This is a genomic window from Billgrantia endophytica (assembly GCF_002879615.1).
Classification (GTDB): Bacteria; Pseudomonadota; Gammaproteobacteria; order Pseudomonadales; family Halomonadaceae; genus Halomonas; species Halomonas endophytica.
In genome coordinates this window covers 1-23,877 of the sequence record NZ_PNRF01000036.1, presented here as the reverse complement: position 1 = coordinate 23,877, position 23,877 = coordinate 1, and the positions used below count along the sequence as shown (strand labels likewise).

At 64.3% G+C, this 23,877-nt stretch carries 20 protein-coding genes; 13 read left to right on the top strand and 7 right to left on the bottom strand.

Features of this window, described 5'->3' with window-relative positions; genetic code table 11:
* The first annotated feature begins 42 nt into the window (after window positions 1-42).
* From cysM to ppc, 5 genes are read left to right on the top strand one after another with little or no spacing between them, the layout of a single operon-like run.
* On the top strand, window positions 43-939 hold the full coding sequence (gene cysM / locus C1H69_RS17195) for a cysteine synthase CysM (protein WP_102654612.1): 897 nt from the start codon (window positions 43-45) through the stop codon (window positions 937-939).
* Window position 940: 1 nt separating this feature from the next.
* Complete coding sequence (locus tag C1H69_RS17190; protein WP_102654611.1) at window positions 941-2,338, top strand: TRAM domain-containing protein; 1,398 nt, start codon at window positions 941-943, stop codon at window positions 2,336-2,338.
* 25 nt (window positions 2,339-2,363) lie between these two features.
* Window positions 2,364-4,640 carry a GTP diphosphokinase gene (relA, locus tag C1H69_RS17185; RefSeq protein WP_102654610.1) on the top strand — a complete coding sequence of 759 codons (2,277 nt, stop codon included), beginning with the start codon at window positions 2,364-2,366 and terminating at the stop codon, window positions 4,638-4,640.
* The gene (gene mazG, locus C1H69_RS17180) at window positions 4,637-5,512 is read left to right on the top strand and encodes a nucleoside triphosphate pyrophosphohydrolase (protein ID WP_102654609.1); all 876 of its coding nucleotides are present in this window, start codon (window positions 4,637-4,639) and stop codon (window positions 5,510-5,512) included. Before relA ends, mazG begins: the two co-directional genes overlap by 4 nt.
* Window positions 5,509-8,157 carry a phosphoenolpyruvate carboxylase gene (gene ppc, locus C1H69_RS17175; RefSeq protein ID WP_102654608.1) on the top strand — a complete coding sequence of 883 codons (2,649 nt, stop codon included), beginning with the start codon at window positions 5,509-5,511 and terminating at the stop codon, window positions 8,155-8,157. Before mazG ends, ppc begins: the two co-directional genes overlap by 4 nt.
* A gap of 89 nt (window positions 8,158-8,246) precedes the next feature.
* Here the strand turns inward: ppc and C1H69_RS17170 are convergent, their stop codons facing one another.
* The 4 genes from C1H69_RS17170 to C1H69_RS17155 all read right to left on the bottom strand — a co-directional run bounded on the left by C1H69_RS17170 (window position 8,247) and on the right by C1H69_RS17155 (window position 12,635).
* Window positions 8,247-8,906 carry a peroxiredoxin gene (locus C1H69_RS17170; RefSeq protein WP_102654607.1) on the bottom strand — a complete coding sequence of 220 codons (660 nt, stop codon included), beginning with the start codon at window positions 8,904-8,906 and terminating at the stop codon, window positions 8,247-8,249.
* Between the two features lie 184 nt (window positions 8,907-9,090).
* Window positions 9,091-9,702 carry a hypothetical protein gene (locus C1H69_RS17165; protein WP_102654606.1) on the bottom strand — a complete coding sequence of 204 codons (612 nt, stop codon included), beginning with the start codon at window positions 9,700-9,702 and terminating at the stop codon, window positions 9,091-9,093.
* A gap of 123 nt (window positions 9,703-9,825) precedes the next feature.
* Complete coding sequence (locus C1H69_RS17160) at window positions 9,826-10,716, bottom strand: ketopantoate reductase family protein (RefSeq protein ID WP_102654605.1); 891 nt, start codon at window positions 10,714-10,716, stop codon at window positions 9,826-9,828.
* On the bottom strand, window positions 10,713-12,635 hold the full coding sequence (locus C1H69_RS17155; RefSeq protein WP_102654604.1) for a DNA topoisomerase III: 1,923 nt from the start codon (window positions 12,633-12,635) through the stop codon (window positions 10,713-10,715). Before C1H69_RS17155 ends, C1H69_RS17160 begins: the two co-directional genes overlap by 4 nt.
* Window positions 12,636-12,821: 186 nt before the next feature.
* Between C1H69_RS17155 and C1H69_RS17150 the strand changes: the two genes are divergently transcribed.
* Together C1H69_RS17150 and C1H69_RS17145 are read left to right on the top strand one after the other, a co-directional pair.
* Window positions 12,822-14,066: an ABC1 kinase family protein gene (locus C1H69_RS17150; protein ID WP_102654603.1), complete on the top strand. Its 1,245-nt coding sequence runs from the start codon at window positions 12,822-12,824 to the stop codon at window positions 14,064-14,066.
* Between the two features lie 109 nt (window positions 14,067-14,175).
* Window positions 14,176-15,993 (top strand): SEC-C domain-containing protein, encoded by a 1,818-nt coding sequence (locus tag C1H69_RS17145; protein WP_102654602.1) that lies wholly within the window; start codon window positions 14,176-14,178, stop codon window positions 15,991-15,993.
* 72 nt (window positions 15,994-16,065) lie between these two features.
* Here C1H69_RS17145 and C1H69_RS17140 read toward each other — a convergent pair whose 3' ends face one another.
* Window positions 16,066-17,433: an AmpG family muropeptide MFS transporter gene (locus C1H69_RS17140; protein ID WP_102654601.1), complete on the bottom strand. Its 1,368-nt coding sequence runs from the start codon at window positions 17,431-17,433 to the stop codon at window positions 16,066-16,068.
* Window positions 17,434-17,617: 184 nt separating this feature from the next.
* Here C1H69_RS17140 and rfaH point away from each other — a divergent pair, with 184 nt between their 5' ends.
* The 5 genes from rfaH (at window position 17,618) to C1H69_RS17120 (ending at window position 20,735) form a co-directional block, all read left to right on the top strand.
* Window positions 17,618-18,157 (top strand): transcription/translation regulatory transformer protein RfaH, encoded by a 540-nt coding sequence (gene rfaH / locus C1H69_RS17135; RefSeq protein WP_102654600.1) that lies wholly within the window; start codon window positions 17,618-17,620, stop codon window positions 18,155-18,157.
* 11 nt (window positions 18,158-18,168) lie between these two features.
* The gene (locus C1H69_RS17130) at window positions 18,169-18,675 is read left to right on the top strand and encodes an FKBP-type peptidyl-prolyl cis-trans isomerase (protein ID WP_102654599.1); all 507 of its coding nucleotides are present in this window, start codon (window positions 18,169-18,171) and stop codon (window positions 18,673-18,675) included.
* A 145-nt stretch (window positions 18,676-18,820) separates the two neighbouring features.
* Complete coding sequence (gene ccoM, locus C1H69_RS24465; RefSeq protein ID WP_276308777.1) at window positions 18,821-18,934, top strand: cytochrome c oxidase subunit CcoM; 114 nt, start codon at window positions 18,821-18,823, stop codon at window positions 18,932-18,934.
* Window positions 18,935-19,080: 146 nt separating this feature from the next.
* On the top strand, window positions 19,081-19,590 hold the full coding sequence (locus C1H69_RS24240; protein ID WP_240609981.1) for a hypothetical protein: 510 nt from the start codon (window positions 19,081-19,083) through the stop codon (window positions 19,588-19,590).
* Window positions 19,557-20,735, top strand: a complete 1,179-nt coding sequence (locus C1H69_RS17120; protein WP_240609980.1) for a GGDEF domain-containing protein — start codon at window positions 19,557-19,559, stop codon at window positions 20,733-20,735. Before C1H69_RS24240 ends, C1H69_RS17120 begins: the two co-directional genes overlap by 34 nt.
* 41 nt (window positions 20,736-20,776) lie before the next feature.
* Here the strand turns inward: C1H69_RS17120 and C1H69_RS17115 are convergent, their stop codons facing one another.
* Together C1H69_RS17115 and C1H69_RS17110 are read right to left on the bottom strand one after the other, a co-directional pair.
* On the bottom strand, window positions 20,777-22,498 hold the full coding sequence (locus tag C1H69_RS17115; RefSeq protein ID WP_102654597.1) for a proline--tRNA ligase: 1,722 nt from the start codon (window positions 22,496-22,498) through the stop codon (window positions 20,777-20,779).
* A 128-nt stretch (window positions 22,499-22,626) separates the two neighbouring features.
* Complete coding sequence (locus C1H69_RS17110; protein WP_102654596.1) at window positions 22,627-23,220, bottom strand: GNAT family N-acetyltransferase; 594 nt, start codon at window positions 23,218-23,220, stop codon at window positions 22,627-22,629.
* 143 nt (window positions 23,221-23,363) lie between these two features.
* On the opposite strand from C1H69_RS17110, the gene C1H69_RS17105 reads away from it, so the two are divergent.
* On the top strand, window positions 23,364-23,798 hold the full coding sequence (locus C1H69_RS17105) for a hypothetical protein (RefSeq protein WP_102654595.1): 435 nt from the start codon (window positions 23,364-23,366) through the stop codon (window positions 23,796-23,798).
* Window positions 23,799-23,877: the final 79 nt, after the last annotated feature.

Below are 23,877 nucleotides of genomic sequence, written 5' to 3'. Positions count from 1 at the left end.
ACGGATATAATGTTGAAAAGACGTTACCCTAAGGACGGTTACATGTATTTTCCCACCATCGAGGACGTCATCGGCAATACACCGCTGGTGCGCCTGAAGCGTATCGCGGCGGGTCGGAACAACACCCTGCTGGCCAAGCTGGAGGGGAACAACCCCGCCGGTTCCGTGAAGGATCGTCCGGCATTGTCGATGCTTGAACAGGCCGAGGCCAGGGGGGATATCTCACCGGGCGACACGCTGGTCGAAGCGACGTCGGGCAATACGGGCATCGCACTGGCCATGGCGGCAGCCATCAAGGGCTACCGAATGGTGTTGACGATGCCCGAGAGTGCCTCGAGCGAGCGCAAGCAGGCCATGGCGGCCTTCGGCGCCAAACTGATTACCGTCAGCAAGGAAGGCGGCATGGAAGAGGCCCGTGATCTGGCCGAAGCGATGATTGCCAGGGGGGAGGGCAAGCCGCTCAATCAGTTCGCCAACCCGGACAACCCCCTGGCCCACTACCGTGGTACCGGCCCGGAGATCTGGGAACAGACCGGCGGCTCCATCACTCATTTCGTCAGCTCCATGGGCACGACGGGCACCATCATGGGTGTGTCGCGCTACCTCAAGGAGCGCAACCCCGATGTGCAGATCGTGGGCCTGCAGCCGGAAGACGGGGCGAGTATTGCCGGCATTCGCCGCTGGCCCAGGGAGTACCTGCCGAGCATCTTCGATGCCACGCGGGTCGACCGGGTGCTCGATATCGGCCAGCACGAGGCCGAGGAGCATATGCGTCGCCTGGCCCGGGAGGAAGGCATCCTGGCCGGCGTGTCATCCGGTGGCGCCATGGCGGGCGCTCTGCGCATCGCCGAAGACGTGGAAAATGCCGTTATCGTGTTCATCGTCTGCGACCGTGGCGACCGTTATCTTTCCACCGGCCTCTTTGCCCCGGAGATGTGATGTGGCAATGCTTGGCAAACGCCGCCCACCGCGGCAGCGTTCCGGCGTTTCAGGCCTCCAGGGCCGCACGGCGGGAATGCCGGCCCATTCCCCCGGTCGTGACGGAGAGGCGGTCACGATCCAGCGCCTGGCCCATGATGGCCGCGGCGTGGCGCGGCTGACGAACGGCAAGGCACTATTCGTCGACGGCGCGCTGCCGGGTGAGCGGCTCGAAGTGGCCGTGCATCGCTCACGCAAGCGCTATGACGAAGCCCACGTGCGGGAGCTGCTGGAGGCCTCACCGGGTCGGGTCGTGCCCCCGTGTCCTCACTATGCACAGTGCGGGGGGTGTGATCTTCAGCACCTGGCGATACCGGGCCAGCGTGAACACAAGCAAGCCGTACTGGTCGACCTGCTGGGCCGGGAGGGTATTGTACTGCCTTCCCCACCGGAGCTTCTGGCGGGTGATTCGTTGCGATATCGCCGTCGAGCCCGGCTTGGCGTCAAGGTGGATGCCGAGGGCCAGGTACATCTGGGGTTTCGTGCCCGCCATGCAAGCCGCCTGGTGGACCTGGAAACCTGCACCGTTTTGGTGCTTCCTCTGTCCCGCTTGCTGGGTCCCCTGCGCGAGCTGCTGATGAGCCTGGATGCGCCGCGCCAGGTTGGTCACCTGGAGCTCGCCCATGGTGACGGAAGCGCGGTGGTGGTTGTCCGGCAACTGCGCGGGAACCCCGCCGACAGGCAGCGCTGGCAGGCCTTCGCCCAGTCTCACGATGTGGCGGTTGGGCATTTGTCAGGCCGCGATGCCCCGACCTTCGAATGGCTGTCCGACGAGCCGTTGCTCGCCTATCGCCTGCCGGGCGCCACGGGTGAGCTGCAGCTACGCTTCGCCCCCGGCGATTTCCTCCAGGTCAACGAGGAGGTCAATCGCACCATGGTGTCGATGGTGTGCGAGTGGCTGGCGCCGCTTCAGGAGCGGCGCGTACTGGATCTCTTCGCCGGGATCGGCAACTTCAGCCTGTCGCTGGCGGATGCGGGAGCCCGGGTCACGGCGGTCGAGGGAAGCCCCGGCATGGTCGGGCGGCTGAACGCCAATGCAGGACTCAATGGTCTGGCGGTGGAAGCCCGCCAGGCAGATCTGAACCATGAGACGGACGTGGCGGCGCTGCTGGCGAGACATGCGCCCGATGCCGTGGTTCTCGACCCGCCCCGTGACGGAGCAGATGCCGTCAGTCGCGCCCTGGTGGAACACCCCGTGGCGCGCCTGGTCTACATCGCTTGCGATCCTGCAACTCTGGCTCGTGATACGGCACGACTTGTGCATGGAGGTTATCGCATTACGCGGGCTGCGGTAGCCGACATGTTCGTGCACACCTCGCACCTGGAATCCATCCTGTTGTTCGAATACGGCGAACGGTAGCCGCCATCGCAAGGAGCCTAGAAAGATGGTGAAAGTGCGTGACGACCAGCCTTTGACGGATGCTGGCAAAGTCGATATCGGACATTGGCTTACCCGCCTGCAGGAAGGCGTCAAGCTGCGTGACCCTGAGGAAATGAGTGAGGCCTGCGAACTGGCCGAACGGCTGGCCCAGGAAGCGGAGCGCCCTCACAAGGCGTGGCTGCCGGGAGCCTCCAGCTTCCGGATGGGGCTCGAGATGGCCGACATCCTTGGCCAGCTCAAGCTCGACCAGTCGGCCCTCGAAGCCGCCGTGATGTACCGGGCGGTGCGTGAGGGGCTGGTGTCCACCGAGGCTGTCGCCAAGCGGTTCGGCAGTGAGGTGGCGGGGCTGATCGAAGGTGTGCTGCAGATGGCTGCGATCAGCAATGTCCAGACTCCGAGCCAGGGCATGGTGCAGCACGACCAGCAGGACAACCTGCGCAAGATGCTGGTCAACATGATCGACGATGTGCGCGTGGCGCTGATCAAGATCGCCGAACGTACCTGCGCCCTGCGCCAGGCGAAGGATGCCCCGCGGGAGAAGCGCCTGCAGGTGGCGCGCGAGGTGTTCGACATTTACGCGCCGCTGGCCCATCGCCTGGGTATCGGCCAGGTGAAATGGGAGCTGGAGGATCTCTCCTTCCGCTATCTTCATGAGGACGATTACAAGGCCATTGCCCACCAGCTGGCCGAAAAGCGACTGGATCGAGACCGCTATATTCATGACGTGGTCGAGACGCTCAATGGGCTGCTCGAGACCCAGGGCATCACCGAATACGAGGTGAATGGCCGCGCCAAGCATATCTACTCCATCTGGCGGAAGATGAAGCGCAAGCATATCGACTTCTCCCAGGTCAATGACGTGCGGGCGGTGCGCATCCTGGTACCGGAAGTGGCCGACTGCTATACCGTACTGGGGCTGGTGCACTCCCGCTGGCATCATGTGCCCAACGAGTTCGACGACTACATCGCCAACCCCAAGAAGAATGGCTATCAGTCCCTGCACACCGCCGTTCTCGGCCCCGAGAACAAGGTGCTCGAGATCCAGATCCGTACCTTCGCCATGCACGATGAGGCCGAGCTTGGCGTCTGTGCCCACTGGCGCTACAAGGGGCACGACACCGGGGGCAAGAGCTCGAGCTACGAGGAGAAGATCGCCTGGCTGCGCCAAGTGCTCGAGTGGCAGGAGGAGGTCGGCGACTTCAGCGACCTGCGCGAAGGGCTCTCCAGCGACGTGGCGCCAGACCGCATCTATGTGTTCACCCCCGATGGCCATGTCATCGACCTGCCACGCATCGCCACCCCGATCGATTTCGCCTACCGGGTGCATACCGAGGTGGGCCATCGCTGCCGCGGGGCCAAGGTCAACGGCCGTATCGTACCGCTCACCTACAAGCTGAAGACCGGCCAGCAGGTGGAGATACTGACTGCCAGCAAGGGTGGGCCGAGCCGCGACTGGCTCAACCCCAGCCTTGGCTACGTGCGCACCTCGCGGGCGCGCGCCAAGATCCAGTCGTGGTTCAAGCACCAGGCGCGCGAACAGAACCTCGAGGAAGGCAAGGCGCTGTTCGACCGTGAAATGAAGCGCCTCGACGTCGAGGACATGGACCTCGATACACTGGCCAACAAGGTCAACTACACCAGCCCCGAAGACATGTATGCGGCCCTGGGCGCGGGCGACCTGCGTATCGGCCAGGTGTTGCATCAGGCCCAGCAGCTGTTCGGCGAGACCGACGATCAGGAGCAGCTGGACCGACTGCTGGCCAAGCCGCGGCGAGATATCGGCAAGGGCGGCGGCAGTGATATCACCGTACTGGGTGTGGGCAATCTCAAGACCAGTATGGCCAATTGTTGCCACCCGGTGCCCGGTGAGCCCATTGTCGGCTTCATCACCCAGGGACGCGGGGTCACCGTGCATCGCCAGGAGTGCCCCAATATCCTCCAGCTTCGAGTGGACGAACCGCAGCGTGTGATCGAGGTGGAGTGGGGCGAGCGGGCCCGCACCCAGTACCCGGTGGATATCGAGATCCAGGCCTGGGACCGCTCCGGCCTGCTGCGGGACGTGACCGGCATCCTCAGTAATGACAAGGTCAACGTGCTGTCGGTCAATACCCTGACCGATACCCGGGACGGCATTGCCCGGATGCGTATCACCGTGGAGGTGGATGGTCTGGAGACTCTCGGTCGTCTCTTCTCCCGTATCCAGCAGCTCTCCAATGTGATCGAGGTCCAGCGCTTGCGCAGCGGTGCCAAGGGAACGAAACGCAAGGGAAAAAGCACATGAACCAGGCTCGTCATGGCATCGAGGATCTCCTTACCCTGATGGTGGTGCTGCGCGATCCTGAGGATGGATGCCCCTGGGACATCCGGCAGGATTGGGATTCGATCGTTCCCCATACGCTGGAGGAGGCCTACGAAGTGGCTGACGTCATCGAGCGGCGTGCCTACGATGAGCTACCCGGCGAGCTTGGCGATCTGCTGTTCCAGGTGATCTATTACAGTCAGTTTGCCGCCGAGGAAGGGCGTTTCGATTTCCACGACGTGGTGCACACCCTGACCGCCAAGATGCTGCGCCGTCATCCCCATGTGTTTCCCGAGGGCACCCTTGGCTCGCGTCGCCCGCCTGGCGTCGGTGCCGAGCAGGTGCAGGCGCGTCAGGTCAACAGCCACTGGGAGGCGCTCAAGGCCGAGGAGCGCGCCGAGCGTGCCTCGGATCAGGCGACCGTCTCGGTGCTCGATGACGTGCCACGCTCGCTGCCGGCGCTGTCGCGGGCGGCCAAGCTTTCCAAGCGTGCCGCAAGGGTCGGCTTCGACTGGCCCGATGCCCGCGGCGTCATCGCCAAGATCCGCGAAGAACTCGAGGAGGTCGAACAGGCGCTGGCCGAAGAGGACACCGCCCATGCGATAGAGGAAGTGGGCGACCTGTTGTTTGCGGTGACCAATCTGGCGCGGAGCCTCAAGGCCGACCCCGAACAGTGCCTGAGGCATACCAACGCCAAGTTCGAGCGGCGATTCCGCTTCGTGGAGACTGCCCTGGGCGAGCGCGGTGTCACTACCCGAGACGTGGATCTGGCAACCATGGAACGCTACTGGCAACAGGCCAAAGAGCACGATATCCCGTTACCCGAACCGCCTTCAGGAGGACGTCGGCCATGAGCGACGATCTGCACGAATCCCTGCGTGACAACGTACGCATTCTGGGTGACAGCCTGGGCCGCACCATTGGTGATGATCTCGGCGAAGGCTTCGTTGACCGGATCGAAACCATTCGCGCACTCGCCAAGAGCGGCCGCCAGGGCGAAGCCCAGAGCCGCCGAGAACTGATCGATTTTCTGCGCAAGCTGCCGGATTGCGACCTGCTACCGGTGACGCGTGCCTTCAACCAGTTCCTCAACCTGGCCAATATCGCCGAGCAGCATTACCGGGCCCGCTTCCGGCGGGTCGAGGATTACCGTCCCGGTAGCCAGCCCATGCTGGGCGACCTGCTGGCGCGGACCAGAGCCGCGGGACATACCCCGCGCAAGCTGGTCGAGAGCCTGGCCACCATGCGCGTGGAACTGGTGCTGACCGCGCACCCTACCGAGGTCATCCGTCGCACCCTGATCCAGAAGTACGACGCCATTGATGACTGTCTCTCGGTCATCGAGTCGTCCCACGATTACCCCGAGCGGGCGAGCCGCGCCCGTGGCCGTCTCGAGGAGTTGATCAGCCAGGCCTGGCACACCGATGAAATCCGTCACGAGCGCCCCACCCCGGTGGATGAAGCGAAGTGGGGGTTCGCCGTCATCGAGAACTCCCTATGGCAGGCGGTCCCCGCCTTCCATCGTGACCTGGACAATCTGCTGCTGGAATCGGCCGGTGAACGCCTGCCGCTGGATGCGGCGCCCATCGTCTTTGCCTCCTGGATGGGAGGGGATCGCGACGGCAACCCCAATGTCACGTCGCGGGTGACCCGTGAAGTGCTGCTGCTGGGGCGCTGGATGGCGGCCGATCTCTATCTGCGTGACCTGGAGCAGCTCAAGGCCGAGCTTTCCATGTGGAAGTCGAACAGCGCGCTGCGAGCCGAAGTGGGCGGCGTGGCCGAGCCCTACCGTGAACTGCTCAAGCGTCTGGTCAGCCGTGTCGAGGCGACGCGAGACTGGGCCAAGGCGGAGCTCGATGGTCGTAACGTCGAGGGCGGCTCCATCATCGAGAACAGCGATCAGCTCTATGCGCCGCTGCTCACCTGTTACCGCTCACTGTGCGATGTCGGCCTGGATACCATTGCCAACGGTGCCCTGCTGGATACCCTCCGCCGCGTGGCGGTCTTCGGCGTGACCCTGACCAAGCTCGACATCAGGCAGGAGGCCAGCCGCCATGCCCAGGTGATGGAAGAGCTCACCGAGACGCTGGCGCTAGGCCACTATCGTGACTGGAGCGAAGAACAGCGCCAAGCCTTCCTGCTGGCGGAGCTGGACTCGCGCCGCCCCCTGATTCCGCGGCGTTGGGAGTGCTCGGCAGAAAGCCGCGAAGTGCTGGATACCTTCCGCGTCATCGCCAACGAGCAGCCCGAGGCGCTGGGTACCTACATTATCTCCATGGCCGCGCAACCCTCCGATGTTCTGACCGTGGCGCTGCTGATGCAGGAAGTGGGCGGCGAAGTGCTGCTGCCCATTGCGCCGCTGTTCGAGACACTGGATGACCTCAACCGAGCGGGCGACGTGATCGACCGGTTGCTGGCCCTGCCCGGGTACCGGGCCCTGGCCGGCGAGTCCCAGGAGGTCATGATCGGCTATTCGGATTCGGCCAAGGATGCCGGGCAGCTGGCAGCGGCCTGGGCCCAGTACCGTGCCCAGGAGCGCCTGGTGGAGGTGTGTCGTCAGCATGGCGTGGCGCTTACCCTGTTCCACGGCCGCGGCGGCGCCGTGGGGCGCGGTGGCGGTCCAGCCCATGCGGCCATCCTTTCCCAGCCTCCGGGCTCGGTGAATGGCAGCCTGCGGGTCACCGAGCAGGGCGAGATGATCCGCTTCAAGTTCGGCCAGCCCGATATCGCCCTGCGCTCCATGGAGATCTACGCCTGCGCGGTACTGGAAGCGACGCTGCTGCCACCGCCATCCCCCGAGCCGCACTGGCGCGAGGAGATGGATCGCCTGGCGGAAATTGCCCATCGTGGCTACGTCAGCATCGTACGCGAGGATCCCGATTTCGTGCCCTACTTCCGGGCGGTCACCCCGGAAGGCGCCCTGGGTCGGCTCCCGCTGGGCTCGCGGCCGACCAAGCGGCGCCAGGATGGCGGCGTGGAAACCCTGCGCGCGATACCCTGGATATTTGCCTGGACGCAGATCCGGCTGATGCTGCCGGCATGGCTGGGCAGCGGCGAAGCCTTCGGCACGCGGCTCGATGAAGAGGGTGGCCTGGAGGTGCTGCGGGAAATGCGTGACAAATGGCCTTTCTTTGGCACCTATCTCGACATGTTGGAAATGCTGCTGGCAAAGGCCGACGTCGGTATCGCCACCTACTACGAGCGGCGCCTGGTGGACGAGCCGGCACTCAAGGCGTTGGGCGAACAGCTGCGGGAACGCTTTACCCGCCTGAACGAGGTGCTGTTGACCATTCTCGACCAGGAAGAGCTGCTGGAGCAGACGCCGTTGATTCGGCAGGCCATCGCGGTGCGCAACCCCTATATCGACCCCCTGCATGGCTTGCAGGCCGAACTGTTGCAACGTAACCGTGATGCGGACGGTGCCATCAGCGGTGAGCTGACTCGGGCGCTGATGGTGACCATGGCCGGTATTGCCGCGGGGCTGCGCAACACCGGGTGAAAAGTGACTGAGCGTGGCCATGGGGCGTCATCGCGGCAGAACGCTCCGGTATTGCCGGAGCGTTGTCGATATCGGCTGGGTGGTCGGGTTCAGGAAGGTTGCTTGACCGTGCGCAGGTAGGGCTTGAGCGTCTCGAATCCCTCGGGGTACTTCTTCTGCGCCTCCTCGTCGCTGACCGATGTGGGAATGATGACGTCGTCGCCGGGCCTCCAGTTGACCGGCGTGGCCACCGTATGCGCGGCAGAGAGCTGCAGGGAGTCGAGCAGTCGCAGTACCTCGTTGAAGTCGCGCCCGGCGGTCATCGGGTAGATCAGCATTGCCTTGATCTTCTTGTCCGGGCCGATCAGGAAGACGGCGCGTACCGTGGCATTGTCGGCGGGGGTGCGGCCCTCGGCGCTGCCTTCCAGTTCCGCCGGCAGCATGTCATAGAGCTTGGCCACCTCGAGCTTGTCGTCGCCGATCATCGGATAGTTGGGCGCAGTGCCCTGGGTCTCCTCGATATCGTTCGCCCAGGTGGCATGGTTGTCCACCGGGTCTACCGACAGGCCGATGATCTTGGTGTTGCGTTTGTCGAACTCGGGCTTGAGCTTGGCCATGTAGCCCAGCTCGGTGGTGCAGACAGGGGTGAAATCCTTGGGGTGCGAGAAGAGAATGCACCAGCTATCACCGATCCATTCGTGGAAATGCACTGTGCCCTGGGTGGTTTGCGCCGTGAAGTCGGGCGCGGTGTCGCCGATTCTGAGACTCATCGTCATGGCTCCAGGATCATGGGGTTCATGTGGCCGGCCGCACGTGGCGCATGCGGCCGGCTGAATGACTATAGAACATGCTGCTCCCGCCTGCCGACTGTCCGAAGGGGAATGGATGATCGTGATCGCAAGCCAGGATGGAAAGCCGCGAGAGCCGGCGGGAAAGCGCTGCGCGGATGAAGCGTCAGAATGGGTAATGCAGTGAGGCGGTGATCAGGTTGAGATGCGCCATGCTCGGTGCATCGAATTCCTCGAATTCCAGCCGACTGACCAGTCGGTTGTGTTGCAGGCGGGCTCCGAAGCCCTGAACGCGGGCAGTGCCGGTAGTGGCAATGAGCATGCCTTCGCTGCGGGTCACCGGGTCGCCTTCCCACTCCGTGAAGCCGGACTTGGCGTAGAGCCCCAACTGGCCGAGGCGGACACCGGCGACCAGGCTGCCGCCCAGGCTGGTCGTATTGAGGATCAAGGGCTGGTCGCCATGGCGGGTTGGCACTTCATCGCTCTCCCGGTAGGTGAACTCTGCCCCCAGATCGAGCTGTGGCAGGTTCAGCGGCGAAAAACCGGCGGTCAAGCGAAATCCGGACGTATAGCCATCCGGTGTCTCCAGTCCTCCACCCTCCAGAATCATGCCGTTGTCGAGATGCATCAGGTCCGTCGCCTTCCCGGCATAGGAGGGCGTCTGGGCGTAGGGGGATATGTCGAAATAGGAAGGAGCTTCGTCCTCCGCCAGAAGCGGTGACGATACGCCAAACAGACTGGTTGCCAGGGTAACGGCAAGGAGACGACCCGGTTTCATGATCCCTGACCTATGGCACGACGGCCTCACACGGCACGCCTGCTCGTTTTGGTGACCCCTATAGGCTAGCAGGCAGGATAGGAACCTGCCAGACAAGTCATCAACGGTTACCTTCGGTTTCCGTCACTTACCGCCAAACGGCGCATCAAGCCCGGCGAGGCAGGGAGATACGAGTCCATGGCGGCTGGCCGCATCGAGCAAAGGCCGCAAGATGGCTTCCCGCTCGGTGGGTCGATTGGCCAGCACATCCTGGAGCATCGAGGCTCGGTTGTTGGCCGTGGCCTCCACCACGTTCCATACCAGCCGATGCCAGCCCATGTCGGGCGCGGCAATGCCTTCGGCCTCCATGATGGCCGCGACTTCATTGATCACCCTGTCGACCATGACGCGAAACGGGCGGTCGCGCAGCTGGCCATTGCGAATACGAAAGCGAGCCGCCAGCGGGTTGATGGCAGCATTGATCGCCAGCTTGTGCCATAGCCGCGTACGAATGTCGTCGACCGCATGGGCCTCGAGTCCCACGCGAGTCAGACTCCCGGCGAGGATCCTGCACAGCCCGGCATGACGATTATCGAGATCGCCCACATAGGTGACCCCGCGGCCGGCATGCACCACGCCGTCATCACCGGCGAGCCAGGCTCCTTCGGTGGTGGAAGCGCAGAGCACCGGCCCCTCGTGGCGGCCCGCCAGCAGCGGCTGGACCGAATAGCCGTTCTGCCAGAGCACCAGGGCGGTGGAGGCGGGAATCGACCGCATGGCGGTCTCATAGGCCTCCTCGGTGGCATAGGCCTTGGTGGTCAGATGCAGGAAAGCGGGCGACAGCGGCGGCAAGTGGCCGACATCGAGCCAGACAAGCTGTCGCGTGCGTGACTCCCCTTCCGGGGTGGTCAGGGTCTGCCTGACGGGCAGCGGGCGACGTCCGGCCAGCATGACGGGGGCCTGAGCGGCCAGGTGAAGCGCCAGTAGCCGACCCACGGCGCCCGGGCCCACGACCAGGTGCGTCGAAGGGCTCATGATGAACGCCTGCGCCGACGGGTGGCCGTGGCCTTGCTACGCCTGCGGTTGGTGCCGGTCTTGCTGCGACGCGCCGACGGTACCGTCGCCTCTCCTTGGGCGGCTGCCAGGGCATGACGCAGTCGCTCGGTGTCGGCGCTGCCCAACAGCCCCTGCAGATCCTCGATCAACGAGGCGACGAAGGGGGCGGGATCGTCTCCCTGTTCGGCTATGCCGGCCAGGCGCTGTTCCCACAACGCGGTTCGTTCCGGCCGGGAGGCGGCGGCTGGCAGTGAAGCGATCAGGCCGCTGCCCAGTCGCGTGGCCCTCAGGGTCTTCTGCTGTCGGACAAGATAGTTGCGCTCCAGCAGGGTCTCGATGATACCGGCCCGGGTCGCCTCGGTGCCCAGCCCGTCGTGCTCGCGCAGCGTGCGCCTCACGGCGGGATCCTCCACATAGCGGGCGATGTTCATCATCGCCTTGATCAGGCTGGCATCGGTGAAGTGTTCCGGTGGCCGGGTTTCCCTGTCTTCGACGCCGCAGGCCTCGACCCGGCAGGCCTCGCCCTCGGTGAGCGGGGGCAGCGGGGGAGCGTCATCCCTGGTGGTGAAGAGCGGCTTCCAGCCGGGTTGGTGCAGCTCCTGTCCGCTGGCCCTGAATCGCTCATCGAGAATCCGGAACTCCGCCTTCACGTCGCGGGTGACGAGAGGCGGATAGAACTGCGCCAGTACGTTGCGGGCAATCAGGCGGAATACATTCGCCTCGGCCTTTTCCAGCCGGTCGAGATCGGCCGGCTTTCCCGTTGGGGCCAGGGCGTGGTGGGCCCCGACCTTCTTGTCGTTCCAGGCCTTGGAGCGCAGTGTGAAGTCGGCTCCCGCCAGCCACTTCGACAGGGTGGTATCGCTGCGGCAGGCGCTTTCCAGCGTTCTACCCGCCTGGGAAAAGTGCTCTTCGGGGAGATGGCGGCAGTCCGAGCGCGGATACGTGATCAGCTTGTGGCGTTCATAGAGGCGCTGGCAGATATCCAGCACGCCCTTCGCCGAGAGCCCGAATCGCCGAGCGGCATCAACCTGAAGGGCCGAGAGCGAGTAGGGCAGCGGGGCGGCCTGGCGCTTCTGGCGGCTCTCCAGTGACGTGAGGCGACCCTCGGCGCCTGGAAGACGTTCCGCCAATGCCTGGGCGGGGGCGGGATCGAGCAGTCGCCCCTGGCTGTCCAGCGGGTGAGTCTCGCCGGGTTGCCACCAGGCGCGCAGCTCTCCCTGTGATACCGCCAGATCGGCCCACAGCACATGAAAGGGGTAGGGGGTGAAATCACGAATCTCGGCGTCACGGCGCACCACCAGTCCCAGCACCGGCGTCTGCACGCGGCCGACGGAAAGCACTCCGTCATGGCCGGCCTGGCGTCCGATCAGGGTCCAGGCACGGGTCAGGTTGATCCCATAGAGCCAGTCAGCCCGCGCGCGGGACTCTGCCGCCCGGTAGAGAGGCTGGTAGTGCGCGTTGTCCTCCAGGCGATCGAGCGAGCGCTGTACCGCCGGACGGTTCAGGTCGCTGACCAGAAGGCGTGATACGGGCCCTTTCCAGCCCAGGTGTTCGATCACTTCCTGCACCAGCAGTTGGCCTTCGCGGTCCGGGTCGCCGGCATGCACGACCAGGTTCGCCTGCTTGAGCAGTTTGCGGATCACCGCCAACTGCCCCCGTGCCTTGGGTCGCGGTGTCAGCTTCCAGATTGCGGGCAGTATCGGCAGATGATCCAGCCGCCATTGCTTGAAGGCGGGATCGTAGGCATCCGGTGGGGCTTGTTCCAGCAGGTGTCCGAGACACCAGGTGACCACGGTGTCACCGACGTGAAGGGCGCCGTCATCACGGCGCGTGCTGCTTGGCAGTGCGTCGGCAATCGCACGAGCCAGGCTGGGTTTTTCGGCAATGATCAGGCGCATGTCACGGTCGCAGGGCTAAAGGATATGGACATTCTTACAGTAACAGACGGTGTCTGCCAGATGTCGCCGTGATTTCTCGTTGTACAATTCCCGTACCATCGAGCGTCTGTTCCGGGCGATCACTATAGCGGCACCGGTAAACCATGACGATAACCACATGACGGCAACCAGGAAGGGAGCAGCGACATGCGCGAGCGCGGAAGGACACGACGCCTGCTGGGTCTCGGGGCGCGAACCGGAGGTGCCATGATCCGGACGCGGCTCGGTGGCCAGGCCGACTGGCGAGCGCTCGGCGAGGCGCTGTTCGAAGGACTTTCCGAACTGAAGGGGCCCGCCATGAAGCTGGCCCAGATCATGGCCCAGTGGGATGACCTGCTGCCGTCGGACCTCGTCGACGAGCTGTCCCGGCTTCAGCGTCAGGCCGAGCCGATGCCCTGGGAGGGTATTCGCCGCACCCTGGTCGAGCAGTACGGCGATCTGGACGAGCGGTTTCGCGAGATCGAACAGCGTCCCTTCGCCAGTGCCTCCATGGGGCAGGTTCACCGGGCCGTAACGCATGACGGTGCCACCCTGGTATTGAAGGTGCAGTATCCGGGGCTGCCCGAGGTGCTCGAGGGAGACCTGGCTCAAGTGAGACGTATCCTGCGCCTGGGGCGCTGGCTGAAGGTGCCGCAGGCGCGCCTGGACACACTTTTCGAGGAGCTGGCCGCCAGCCTGCGCGGCGAGCTGGACTATCATGCCGAAGCCGAATCACTGACACGCTATCGTGATCGCTACGCCCACCTGGAGTCATTGGTCATCCCCGAGCCGTTGCCCGACCTGTGCGGTCCACGGGTACTTGCGATGCGCTACGTGGCGGGAACGCCCTTGCGTGACCTGGAAGGACTCGACGACTCTCTGCGCCAGCGTGTCGCCACCACGCTGGCCGATTGGCTGACCGAAGAGCTGTTCACCCACCGTGAGCTGCATGCCGACCCCCATGCCGGGAACTTTGCCGTCGATCCGGAGGGGCGGCTGGTGATCTACGATCTGGGCGCCATCATTCCCGTACCCGAAGAGCGGCTGAAAACCATGATGGCCTTGCTGGAGGCGACCCTGGCCGTCGACCCCATGGGCATGGACCGGGCGATGCTGGCGCTGGGGGGGAGGCAGGGACAGGGGGCACCGCTGGCGCTCTATCGCGAATCCGCCGAGGCGGTGGTACCGCTGTTCGAACCCGGCGTGCAGGATTTTGCCGACGTGCGGGTACATCGACGTCTGCGGGAGCTCAGCCCCAAGGTGTGGGCGGCCATGGATCGCCTGCAGCCACCGGCCGACACCCTGTTGCTCTCGCGTACTCTCAATGGCCACTACTGGAACCTGGTGCGGTTGGGGGCCCGGTTGGATATGCATGCCAGAACGGCCCCTCTGCTGGAGTGGGCACGCTGTTGACCCATGCCGTGCCTGGGGCAGGGCGTTCCGGCAGGCTGGCCAATACCATGCGACATAAGCCCGTGCTTCCCTGTTAGAATATTCCGTTTTCGGATTGGCGGAGACCGCGATGCTGGCAGTATGGGTGGAACAGCTGCTTGGCTTTGCTTCAGGGACGCTGGCGGCGATCCGTGAGGATGAGCAGTACCCGGAGCTCATGGCCTGGGCACGAAAGGAAGGTGCGGTGCTGATGGGTGGCGACCTGGCGATGGCCCAGGCACTGGCGCCAGAGCTATGGTGTCAGACACCCCTGGCGAGGGCCGGTTTTGCCTGCGAGCCGCTGGCCCGTCCCGGGCACAATGAACCCTGTTGGTGTGATTCCGGACGCAAGACCAAGCACTGCTGCGGAGCGGTCACGATGCCTGCCGAAGTGCCGGGCCATCTCATGTGGATGCTGTCGCTGCGCGACTGGAAGGGGCCGACCTTGAAGGCCGCCCTGGAAAGCGGCCGTGCGCCGGCCCAGGCGCTGTTGGAAGCCGGCCTGATCGCCGCCGAAACCGGCCAGCGCGGGCGTGCCCAGCAGATACTCGAGTCGTTGTTCCAGCGTGCCGACTGGTCGCGGCTGCCCGGCCAGGCCGAGCCGGCCTTCGAGCTGCTGATCGATCTCTACCAGGAGCGAGGCTTTACCCGCAAGCGGACGGAACTGCTCGACGAAGTGCTCGAGCGCGGCCCGCTGTTCCTGCGCGGCGTGGCCCTGGAGCGCCTTTGTCTGATGCATCTCGACAGTGACGACCTGGATAGTGCCCGCGCCGCTTTCGTGCGTGCCCAGCAGGCGCTGCCCGACTCGCCTACCCTGGCCTATATCGAAGCCATGCTGCTGCTTCATGAAGGCCATGAAGAGGAAGCCGCCGAGCGCGCCCGGTTCTGGTTTCGACGGCTGGAACGTCAGGGTGAGCTGGACCCCGAACAGATGCAGTTTCTGGCGGACCTGGCCGAGAACCCCGGCGCCACCCTGGCCGACCAACTGCTCAACGCCGAGGAAGACCTGGCGGAACCCCTGGCGGCGCTGCAAGCCCTGTTGGCGGAGCTGCCGCCGGCGCCGGGGCTGGACATCCGTTGCACCCCCGGCAAGGAGCTGGAGTATCACAGCAGCGCTCGCGAGGACACACTGTTCGCCGCCTGGCAGGTTCACTTCGAGGTTGCCGTGGACGAGGAGAGCGCGCTGGGTTTCGAAGGGGATCCCTGGACCAATGCCGGAACCTGGTTGCGCGAGCTGTGTGCTCACCCCGAATGGCTCGACTCCCCCCGTGTCGTCCAGTCCCTGGCCCTGGCCCTGACCAGCCGCTTCGGCAGCCTGCCCTGGATGTCGCCCAGCCTGTTCGAACCACTGTCCGATCGGCTGGAGCGCTGGCTGGAGCGCGTACACGGCGAGGGGGACGGGCCTTTCCTGTGGGACAGCGCCGACAATGCCGTGCTGCTGAGAACCGGACTGGCTCTGGTGGTTGGCATGGAGCGTGGCGCCAGGGAGCGCTCTCGACACCTGGCCGAACGGCTGTTGACCCTGGACGACCAGGACAGCCTGGGGCTGCAGGAACTGGTGCTCGATCAGTTGCTGCGTGAAGGTCGTGACCATGAAGCCCTGGAGTTGACCGAAACCCTGCGTGACGATTCGCAGGTGCTTGGCATGCTGATGGGGCGTGCCCTGGCCCTCTACCGGCTGTCGCGAGTCGCGGAAGCCGAGGCGGTTCTTGCCGAAGTGGCCCGCCACAACGCCCATGCTGCGGCCATGCTGTGTGCCGAAAGCCCCAGGCCCGTTCCCACGGGGCAGGATACTATTGCCGAGCCGGGCACCCGTGCCGAGGCCTGGCAGTACCGCATGCTGATGCGCGATCAATGGCGTGCCACTCCGGGCGCCCTGGAATGGCTACGAGGCAGCCTGTCCGATTGAGTGCCGTCCCCGGCCCGTTGTCCTTGCCTGTAAAAGTTGTCGGGCCGACGGGTGTTTGGGATCAGCTGTCACTCAGGTCGGGCGGGGTGCCGGACGCGGCACCAGTTCCTGGTCGCGGCTGATCCAGATCGCCAGCGCAATGGCTGGCAAGCCCAGGGCCGTGGCGATCACGAAGAAGATGGGATAGCCCTCGGCAGCCACCACCAGCCCACCGAAACCGCTCAGGAACTTGCCCGGCAACGTCATCAGCGACGAAAACAGCGCGTATTGGGTGGCGGTATAGGCTCGGGACGTCAGGCTCGACAGAAAGGCGATGAAGACCGCGCTGGCCAGACCATTCGCGAGATTGTCACCGACGATGGTCATGACCAGCATCGGCAGGTTCTGCCCAGCCAGGGCCAGGGCGGCGAACAGCAGGTTGGTCAGGGTCGCTGCCACCGCACCGAGCACCAGGATCGGCCCGATGCCGTAGCGTGCCACCAGCAAGCCGCCCAGAATGCCGCCACTGATGCTCATGGCGATGCCGAAGACGTTGGTGACATTGGCGATGGTGGCAAGAGAGAAGCCAAGATCGATATAGAGCGGGTTGGCCATGGATGCCATGGCAAGGTCGCTGATGCGGAACACCGCGATGAACAGCAGCAGCCACAGCGCCTTGAGCCGATGGCGCGAGATGAAGTCGGTGAAGGGGCAGACCACGGCACCGATCAGCCAGGCTCCCAGGCGGCGCAGGTGTCGTGGCTGGCCACGGCTGGCGCGTATGAAGGCACGCACCTTGGGTTCATGGATCAGCTGTGTGGTCAGCGACAGGCGCTCCGGCTCGGGTCGAACCAGAACGGTGATCACACCGATGCCGACCAGTGCCGCCATGGTCAGGTAGGCCGCTTCCCACGAGATCCATGACGCCACGTAGAGTGCACCCGCTCCGGCGGCCAGCAAGCCGCCACGGTAGCCGATGATGTAGGTGGATGCCATGGCCGCCTGGATGTCATCGGGGGCCGACTCGATGCGGAAGGCATCGATGGCGATGTCCTGGGTAGCGGAACCGAAGGCCACCAGTAGCGCAAAGGCCGCCACCAGCATCAGGTTCTGGTTGGGATCGAGACTGGCCAGCCCGATGAGGCCGGAGGCTATCATGGCCTGGGCCAGCAGCATCCAGCCGCGGCGCTGGCCGAAGGTGCGGGTCAGCACGGGCAACGCCAGGCGATCGACGATCGGTGCCCAGAAGAATTTTATCGAGTACAGGATCCCGATCCAGGAGAAGAATCCGATGGCGGCGACTTCCACGCCGTCACTGCGCAGCCAGGCGGAGAGGGTCGAAAACACCAGCAGGAAAGGCAGGCCGGCGGAAAAGCCCAGAAACAGCATGGTGATGACCGGCGCCCGCAGGTAGATAGCGAGTGCCTCCCGCCAACTTCGGCGAGCGATGGGAATGGACATTCGGTAAAGCGCTCCTTGCAGGTAGGAGGCGACAAGGCCTCCCGCTGCCTGTCATCGATGTTAGAATGGCCCACCGCCCGGCGGAGCGAGCGGCATGATGATGGCCGGCCGATTGTTGCAGAGCCCCGGCAGCGATGCCAGCAGGATATCTCTATCAGGAGCCCCAAATGGACAGGAGCCCCGCATGAGCCATTTCGAGCCCAAACCGAATGACATCGACGACGACCTGGCTCGCTGGTACGTCATCCAGTGCAAGGGGGGCGAATCCTTCCGTGCCACCGAGCATCTTGGCAACCAGGGCTATGAACTCTTCCTGCCCGTGCTGGAAGTGCAGAAAAAGCGCCAGGGCAGGTTGGTATGGGTGAACGAGCCGCTATTCCCCCATTATCTCTTCATTCGCCTGGACCGGGTGGCCAGCAACTGGCGACCGATTCGTTCGACCCGCGGCGTGCTGAGAATCGTGACCTTCGGCGACAAGCCGCTCCCGGTCGATGATGCGCTGGTCGATCTGCTGCGCGAGCAGGGCACCGACCGGGAAGGTGCCACCGCAAACGTCTACTTTCGTGCCGGCGAGACGGTGGAGATTACCGAGGGACCGTTCAAGGACCTGCAGGCCGTCTTCGCCAGCCACCGAGGCGAGGAGCGGGCCATCGTGTTGCTCAACCTTCTGAACCGGCAGCAGCGCCTGGAGATCCCCGTGGCTCAGTTGAAGCCGCAGCCGTAAGGAGACCCCTGATGAGAATCGCCCCGCAACGCGTCGTGACCCTGCACTATGTGCTCAGCGATGAGCAGGGCACCGTGCTGGACGACTCGCGTGCACGACAGGTGCCCCTGGAGTACCTGCATGGCCACGACAACATCATGGCCGGACTGGAGCACGCCCTGGAAGGGAGCGAAGCGGGAACCGAGTTCAGCGTGACCCTGGCGCCTGCCGAGGCTTACGGACCATACAATGAGGCACTGATCCAGGAGGTCGGCCGAGCCGCCTTTCCCATGGACGATCTGGCCCCGGGCATGCGCTTTCAGACACCCGGGGACGATGGCCCCCAGGTCGTCACCATTCTCGAGGTTCGCCCCGATACAGCCTTGGTCGATACCAACCACCCGCTGGCGGGAAAGACCCTGTGCTACCAGCTGGCAGTGCTGTCGGTGCGCGAGGCGAACCGGGCCGAGCTGGCCAAGGGGCATCCACTGCCGCCGCATGTCGATCCCTCCCAGGTAGAGGATCGCAAGGCTCCCTGAGCCGTTATTGCCCTGAAAAACTGATCTGCATCAATTCAGCGGCCATGTAGAGGGCCCCACGGCTACAAAATTGATACAGATCAGTTTTCCCCTGCTGATGACGCGCTACAGTTCAGTCATCGCATCGAGACGGGGAGAAGGCGCCATGTACTGGGATGACGCAGTAATTTTCGGACTGGTCACCGTCGCGATGATGATCGCATTTTTGTGCGGCTGGATCGGCTTCATCATCCGCGACCATCGCAAGAAGAAACACTGAGAAGGGAAGCGCTGAGCCAACCGTACATTCAAGTCGTCAGGGGAGGGGGGATCTTCCCCCCGGTAGCCGGCCCAATTGGGCCGGCATTTTTTCGTGGTAGACTCCCGCAAAATAACCAGAGCAACGGTATGAAGGGGACTTTGCACATGCTGCCATGCCATCTGACAACGCGCGTGCCTTGGGCACTGCTCGCACCCATCGTCGCCCTCATCTTCTCTCTCATCTTATCGTTCACCGCTACGCCGGCCCGGGCCGGCCCCGACCAGCTCATCTTGCGACACGACGGTGCCGAGACCTCTCTCGCCATTGCCGAACTGCGCGAACAGGCGGATGTGCAATTCACGTTCTTCGATCCCTACAAGGCCGAGGAAGTGAAGGTTCGGGGCCTGGTGTTCAGGGACCTGCTGGAACATCACTTCGGTCGTGTCCCGACTGAACTGCTTTTCCAGGCATGGGATGACTATGAAGTCAGCCTGGGGGGCTGGGATGATGCCAACTGGATACTGGTGACCCACCAGAACGGGAAACCGCTGTCGTTGCGCGAACGGGGCCCGATCCGTCTGGTCGAGCGTGACTACGGTGATCGGGATGCCACGAATCTGCGCAACTTCAATGACTGGGTATGGATGATAAGAAGCATCGAGGCGGTACGGTGAAGCCAGCCCCTCTCTGGAGGCGGCATCTGGGTTGGCTTTGGCTGAGCCTGATGAGCTTTACCGTGCTGTTGTTGCTGGTCACCTACCAGACTCGCTGGGTCTACCCCGATATTCACGCCTACTTCAGTCAGGCCGGCAACCTGACCGGGCAGCAGCTCGCCACCCGTTCACGCGATTATCTCCAGGAGAGCCTGGAGATCCTGCTGACGGAGCCGCTCGATGCAGCCGCCCGACAGCGGGCGCACTTCCAGATGGAACTCGCCTACAGCCTCTTCGACATCGGCCTCTACCGCAACGAATATACCTGTACGCGGCCGAGCCTTTCCGAACTGGATCGACTGAAAGCACGTCTGCAGGCGGGGGAAGCCATAACACCTGCCGATCTCAGGGAGGGGGTGTTGGGTCCGGTTCGTTGCCTCACCGAGATCGAGATGCACCAGTTGGATCGGCGTAGCACCGTTACTGCGGCCTTCGTGGAGGATACGCGTCGCCATCAAGGGCAGGTATTGATTGGTAGCCTGGTCATCTTCATCCTGGGCCTCGGGTTCTGGTGGATGCACGAGCGGCAGCGACGCCATGCCGAACGAGCCACCCAGGAAAGCCTGGAGTGGATGGCCCGTGCACTGCGAGACCCCCTGACCGGAGTGGGCAATCGTAGCGCCCTGCATGAGGATGTCCTGGCGTGCCAAGGTCAGCCCATGGGTTTGATACTGATCGATATCGACTTTTTCAAGCAGTACAACGACAGCCTGGGCCACCCCGATGGAGACTGGCTGTTGCGCCGCCTGGCCCTGCTGATCGACGAGACGCTGTCGGGCCAGGCCCGGCTCTATCGCATGGGGGGCGATGAGTTTGCCGCCCTGCTGGATTGCGACGACGACGATGTTCTGGTCGATCACTGCGAGCGTCTGGTACGCCGGCTGCGCGTGGCGGGTTTTCAACACCCATCCCACCCCGGGGCCACCCACGTCACCTTCAGTGTCGGGGCGGCGCGCTTCATCGCCGACCGTGCCGGCTTCGAAGCCGGCTATACTGCCGCCGATCAGGCGCTCTACCGGGTCAAGGCCAATGGCAGGGACGGGTGGATAGTGGCTGAAACGAAGCGGATGTCAGACAGCAGCGAGTTAGACCTCGAGAACGGCTGAGCACGTTGCCGAGTCGGATGTTTCTGACTCGCCGCAAATCACTAGCGGCCAATGCGCTCGCGCAGGAAGGCGAGGATACTCTCCGCCGGCACCATGGTCGCTTCGCTGTCGCGCCGCCCCTTGTACTCCAACTCGCCGTTGTCCAGGCCCCGGTCGCCTACCACCAGGCGGTGAGGGATGCCGGTCAACTCCTGGTCGGCGAACTTCACGCCCGGGCGCAGGTCGCGATCGTCCAGCAGCACGTCGAAACCGGCGGCGGTGAGTTCGGCATACAGGTGCTCGGATTCCTCGCGAACCCGCTGGGACTTGTGGGCATTCATCGGCACCAGGGTAATGTGGAAGGGGGCGATGGCGTCGGGCCAGATGATGCCGGCCTCGTCGTGGTTCTGCTCGATGGCGGCGGCTACCACCCGTGTCACGCCGATACCGTAGCAGCCCATCCAGGGGTGGGCTGCGCGGCCGGCGTCGTCGAGAACCGTGGCGTTCATGGCCTCGGAGTACTTCTTGCCGAGCTGGAAGACGTGGCCCACCTCGATGCCGCGCTTGATCGCGAGGAGCCCCTTGCCGTCCGGCGAGGGATCGCCCTCCACCACGTTGCGGATGTCCGCGACCTGGGGCAGGGGCGCGTCGCGCTCCCAGTTGATGCCGAAATAGTGCTTGCCGTCGACGTTGGCGCCGGCGCCGAAGTCGCTCATCAGCGCCACGCTACGATCGATGATGATCGGCATCTCCAGGCCCACCGGGCCCAGCGAGCCCGGGCCGGCGCCCACCGCGGCGCGAATCTCCTCTTCCGTTGCCATGGTCAACGGCTCGGCAACCTCGGGCAGGTGCTCGGCCTTCACCGTATTGAGTTCGTGGTCGCCGCGGACAAGCAGGGCGACAAGCCCACCGTCGGCGGCATGCACCATCAGGGTCTTGATGGTCTTCTCGATGGGCAGGCCGTGCTGTTCCACCAGGGCGGCAATGGTCCTGGCATGCGGGGTGTCGACCAGGCGCAGCTCTTCACCGGGGACGGGGCGCTCGGCCACGGTGCCCAGTGGCGCCGGCAGGGCTTCGGCCTTCTCGATATTGGCGGCGTAGTCGGATTCGGTGGAGAAGGCGATGGCGTCTTCGCCGGAGTCGGCCAATACGTGGAATTCGTGCGAGTCGGTGCCCCCGATGGCACCGGTGTCGGCCAGCACCGGGCGAAAGCCGAGCCCCAGGCGCGTGAAGATGCGGGTGTAGGCGTCGTACATCGCCTGGTAGGTCTCCTGCAGGGAGGCCTGGTCGAGGTGGAAGGAATAGGCGTCCTTCATGATGAACTCGCGGGAACGCATCACCCCGAAGCGCGGCCGGATCTCGTCGCGAAACTTGGTCTGGATCTGGTAGAAGTTGGCCGGCAACTGCTTGTAGCTGGAGAGTTCGCGGCGCATCAGGTCGGTGATCACCTCTTCGTGGGTGGGGCCGACACAGTAGTCGCGTTCATGGCGATCCTTGAGGCGCAGCAGCTCGGGGCCGAACTGTTCCCAGCGGCCCGACTCCTGCCACAGCTCGGCGGGCTGAACCGCCGGCATCAGCACTTCCTGGGCGCCGGCGCGGTCCATTTCCTCGCGCACGATGCGTTCCACCTTGCGCAGCGTGCGCAGGCCCACCGGCAGCCAGGTGTACAGGCCCGAGGTGAGGCGGCGGATCATGCCGGCACGCAGCATCAGTTGGTGACTGATCACTTCGGCGTCGGCGGGCGTTTCCTTGAGAGTGGCGATCAACAGTTGAGTGGCGCGCATGGGTCCGGCGTTTCCTTCCAGCATGGGCTTGACATGAGTCGGCGTGCCGCGACGAGCGGCGTTGGGGGCATTGTACGGGCAACGGGGAATGGCGGCAAAAGAGCGAGTTGATTAAGAAGCAGCGAACGTCATGCCAGCGACTTCAGCCAGAACACCATCGGCTTGTCGGTCTCGTGTTCCTCGCCGAGATCCTTCCAGCGGAAGGTGGTGGCAAGCTCCGGATGGTGCGCGTAGCCCCGCGAGTGCCAGAAGCCGTGCAGCGGCACGTAGCCCTCCGACTCGAGCGGATGGCCCTCGGGACGCTCCACGGCACAGAACGCCGCGGTGTCGAAGCCCTGCGCCGCCGCATGTTGCTCGCGTTCCCGCATGAAGGCCTTGCCGATGCCGCGGCCCCGATGGCCGGGCAGTAGCACCGACTCGCCATAATAGAAGACCGTGCCGGGATCGATGCCCGCCTGTTCGAAGGGCCCACGGAATGCCGCGATGTCCTCGGCCAGCGGCATGCCGGTGGCCGCGCCCACCAGTGCGTCCCCATCGAAGGCCAGCACGAACAGGCTCCGCGGGCACTCGGCGTAGCGACGCAGGTAGTCGGCTTCGTAGGTGAGGTTGCCATCGTAAAGATAGGGAAAATCGCGGAAGACGCGAATCCTCAGACGGGCCAGGTCGTCGAGGCGGGGCGTGATGGCGTCCCCCTGGCAGGTGCTGATGGAGATTTCGGCCATGCGTGCCTCCGTGAAAAAGGTAAACGCTTGTATGAAGTGAGGCTATGGTAGACTCGCCCCGATTCTGCATGTCGGTACCGTGGGCGGCAATGCCGCGGTGTCGACGACACCCCTATCCGGAGACCTCTGTCATGAGCCCTGCCATGAACCCCGGGCTTCGTCGCGCCCTGAACGGCCTGGTTGTCGGTATCACCATCACGGCGCTGTCAGGCTGTGGCACCCTTTTCCACCCCGAGCGAAAAGGCCAGATGGACGGGCGCATCGACCCCGTCGTGGCTATCGCCAATGGCGTGGGCCTGCTGTTCTTCATCCTGCCGGGTGTGATCGCCTACGCCGTGGACTTCTCCAATGGCACCATCTATCTGCCCGGGACCCAGACCGCCGGTGTGGATGCCATGCCGCTCGACAAGGACATGGACGTGGCGGCACTGGAAAAGCTGCTCTCCGCGAAGACCGGCAAGACGATCAGCCTCGATAGTGAACTGCTTCTCGTCGAGGAAGTGGATTCCCTCGATGAGGCCCTGGCCCTGGTGCGCATGTCGGGCATGGGTGACGCCGAGCGACTCGAGACGCTCTAGGCTCCTGTCCGAAAACTGACTGCGCTCGACCATACGGCGTTAAAAATCGGCTCAAAGTACTCATTTACACCCCGTAAAC

What these genes read in the sequence shown, in the direction of transcription:
- cysM (WP_102654612.1), top strand. Translation starts at nt 43, where the DNA reads ATGTATTTTCCCACCATCGAGGACGTCATCGGCAATACACCGCTGGTG.
- relA (WP_102654610.1), top strand. Translation starts at nt 2,364, where the DNA reads ATGGTGAAAGTGCGTGACGACCAGCCTTTGACGGATGCTGGCAAAGTC.
- mazG (WP_102654609.1), top strand. Translation starts at nt 4,637, where the DNA reads ATGAACCAGGCTCGTCATGGCATCGAGGATCTCCTTACCCTGATGGTG.
- ppc (WP_102654608.1), top strand. Translation starts at nt 5,509, where the DNA reads ATGAGCGACGATCTGCACGAATCCCTGCGTGACAACGTACGCATTCTG.
- C1H69_RS17170 (WP_102654607.1), bottom strand. Translation starts at nt 8,906, where the DNA reads ATGAGTCTCAGAATCGGCGACACCGCGCCCGACTTCACGGCGCAAACC.
- C1H69_RS17165 (WP_102654606.1), bottom strand. Translation starts at nt 9,702, where the DNA reads ATGAAACCGGGTCGTCTCCTTGCCGTTACCCTGGCAACCAGTCTGTTT.
- C1H69_RS17160 (WP_102654605.1), bottom strand. Translation starts at nt 10,716, where the DNA reads ATGAGCCCTTCGACGCACCTGGTCGTGGGCCCGGGCGCCGTGGGTCGG.
- C1H69_RS17155 (WP_102654604.1), bottom strand. Translation starts at nt 12,635, where the DNA reads ATGCGCCTGATCATTGCCGAAAAACCCAGCCTGGCTCGTGCGATTGCC.
- C1H69_RS17150 (WP_102654603.1), top strand. Translation starts at nt 12,822, where the DNA reads ATGCGCGAGCGCGGAAGGACACGACGCCTGCTGGGTCTCGGGGCGCGA.
- C1H69_RS17145 (WP_102654602.1), top strand. Translation starts at nt 14,176, where the DNA reads ATGCTGGCAGTATGGGTGGAACAGCTGCTTGGCTTTGCTTCAGGGACG.
- C1H69_RS17140 (WP_102654601.1), bottom strand. Translation starts at nt 17,433, where the DNA reads ATGTCCATTCCCATCGCTCGCCGAAGTTGGCGGGAGGCACTCGCTATC.
- rfaH (WP_102654600.1), top strand. Translation starts at nt 17,618, where the DNA reads ATGAGCCATTTCGAGCCCAAACCGAATGACATCGACGACGACCTGGCT.
- C1H69_RS17130 (WP_102654599.1), top strand. Translation starts at nt 18,169, where the DNA reads ATGAGAATCGCCCCGCAACGCGTCGTGACCCTGCACTATGTGCTCAGC.
- ccoM (WP_276308777.1), top strand. Translation starts at nt 18,821, where the DNA reads ATGTACTGGGATGACGCAGTAATTTTCGGACTGGTCACCGTCGCGATG.
- C1H69_RS24240 (WP_240609981.1), top strand. Translation starts at nt 19,081, where the DNA reads ATGCTGCCATGCCATCTGACAACGCGCGTGCCTTGGGCACTGCTCGCA.
- C1H69_RS17120 (WP_240609980.1), top strand. Translation starts at nt 19,557, where the DNA reads ATGGATGATAAGAAGCATCGAGGCGGTACGGTGAAGCCAGCCCCTCTC.
- C1H69_RS17115 (WP_102654597.1), bottom strand. Translation starts at nt 22,498, where the DNA reads ATGCGCGCCACTCAACTGTTGATCGCCACTCTCAAGGAAACGCCCGCC.
- C1H69_RS17110 (WP_102654596.1), bottom strand. Translation starts at nt 23,220, where the DNA reads ATGGCCGAAATCTCCATCAGCACCTGCCAGGGGGACGCCATCACGCCC.
- C1H69_RS17105 (WP_102654595.1), top strand. Translation starts at nt 23,364, where the DNA reads ATGAACCCCGGGCTTCGTCGCGCCCTGAACGGCCTGGTTGTCGGTATC.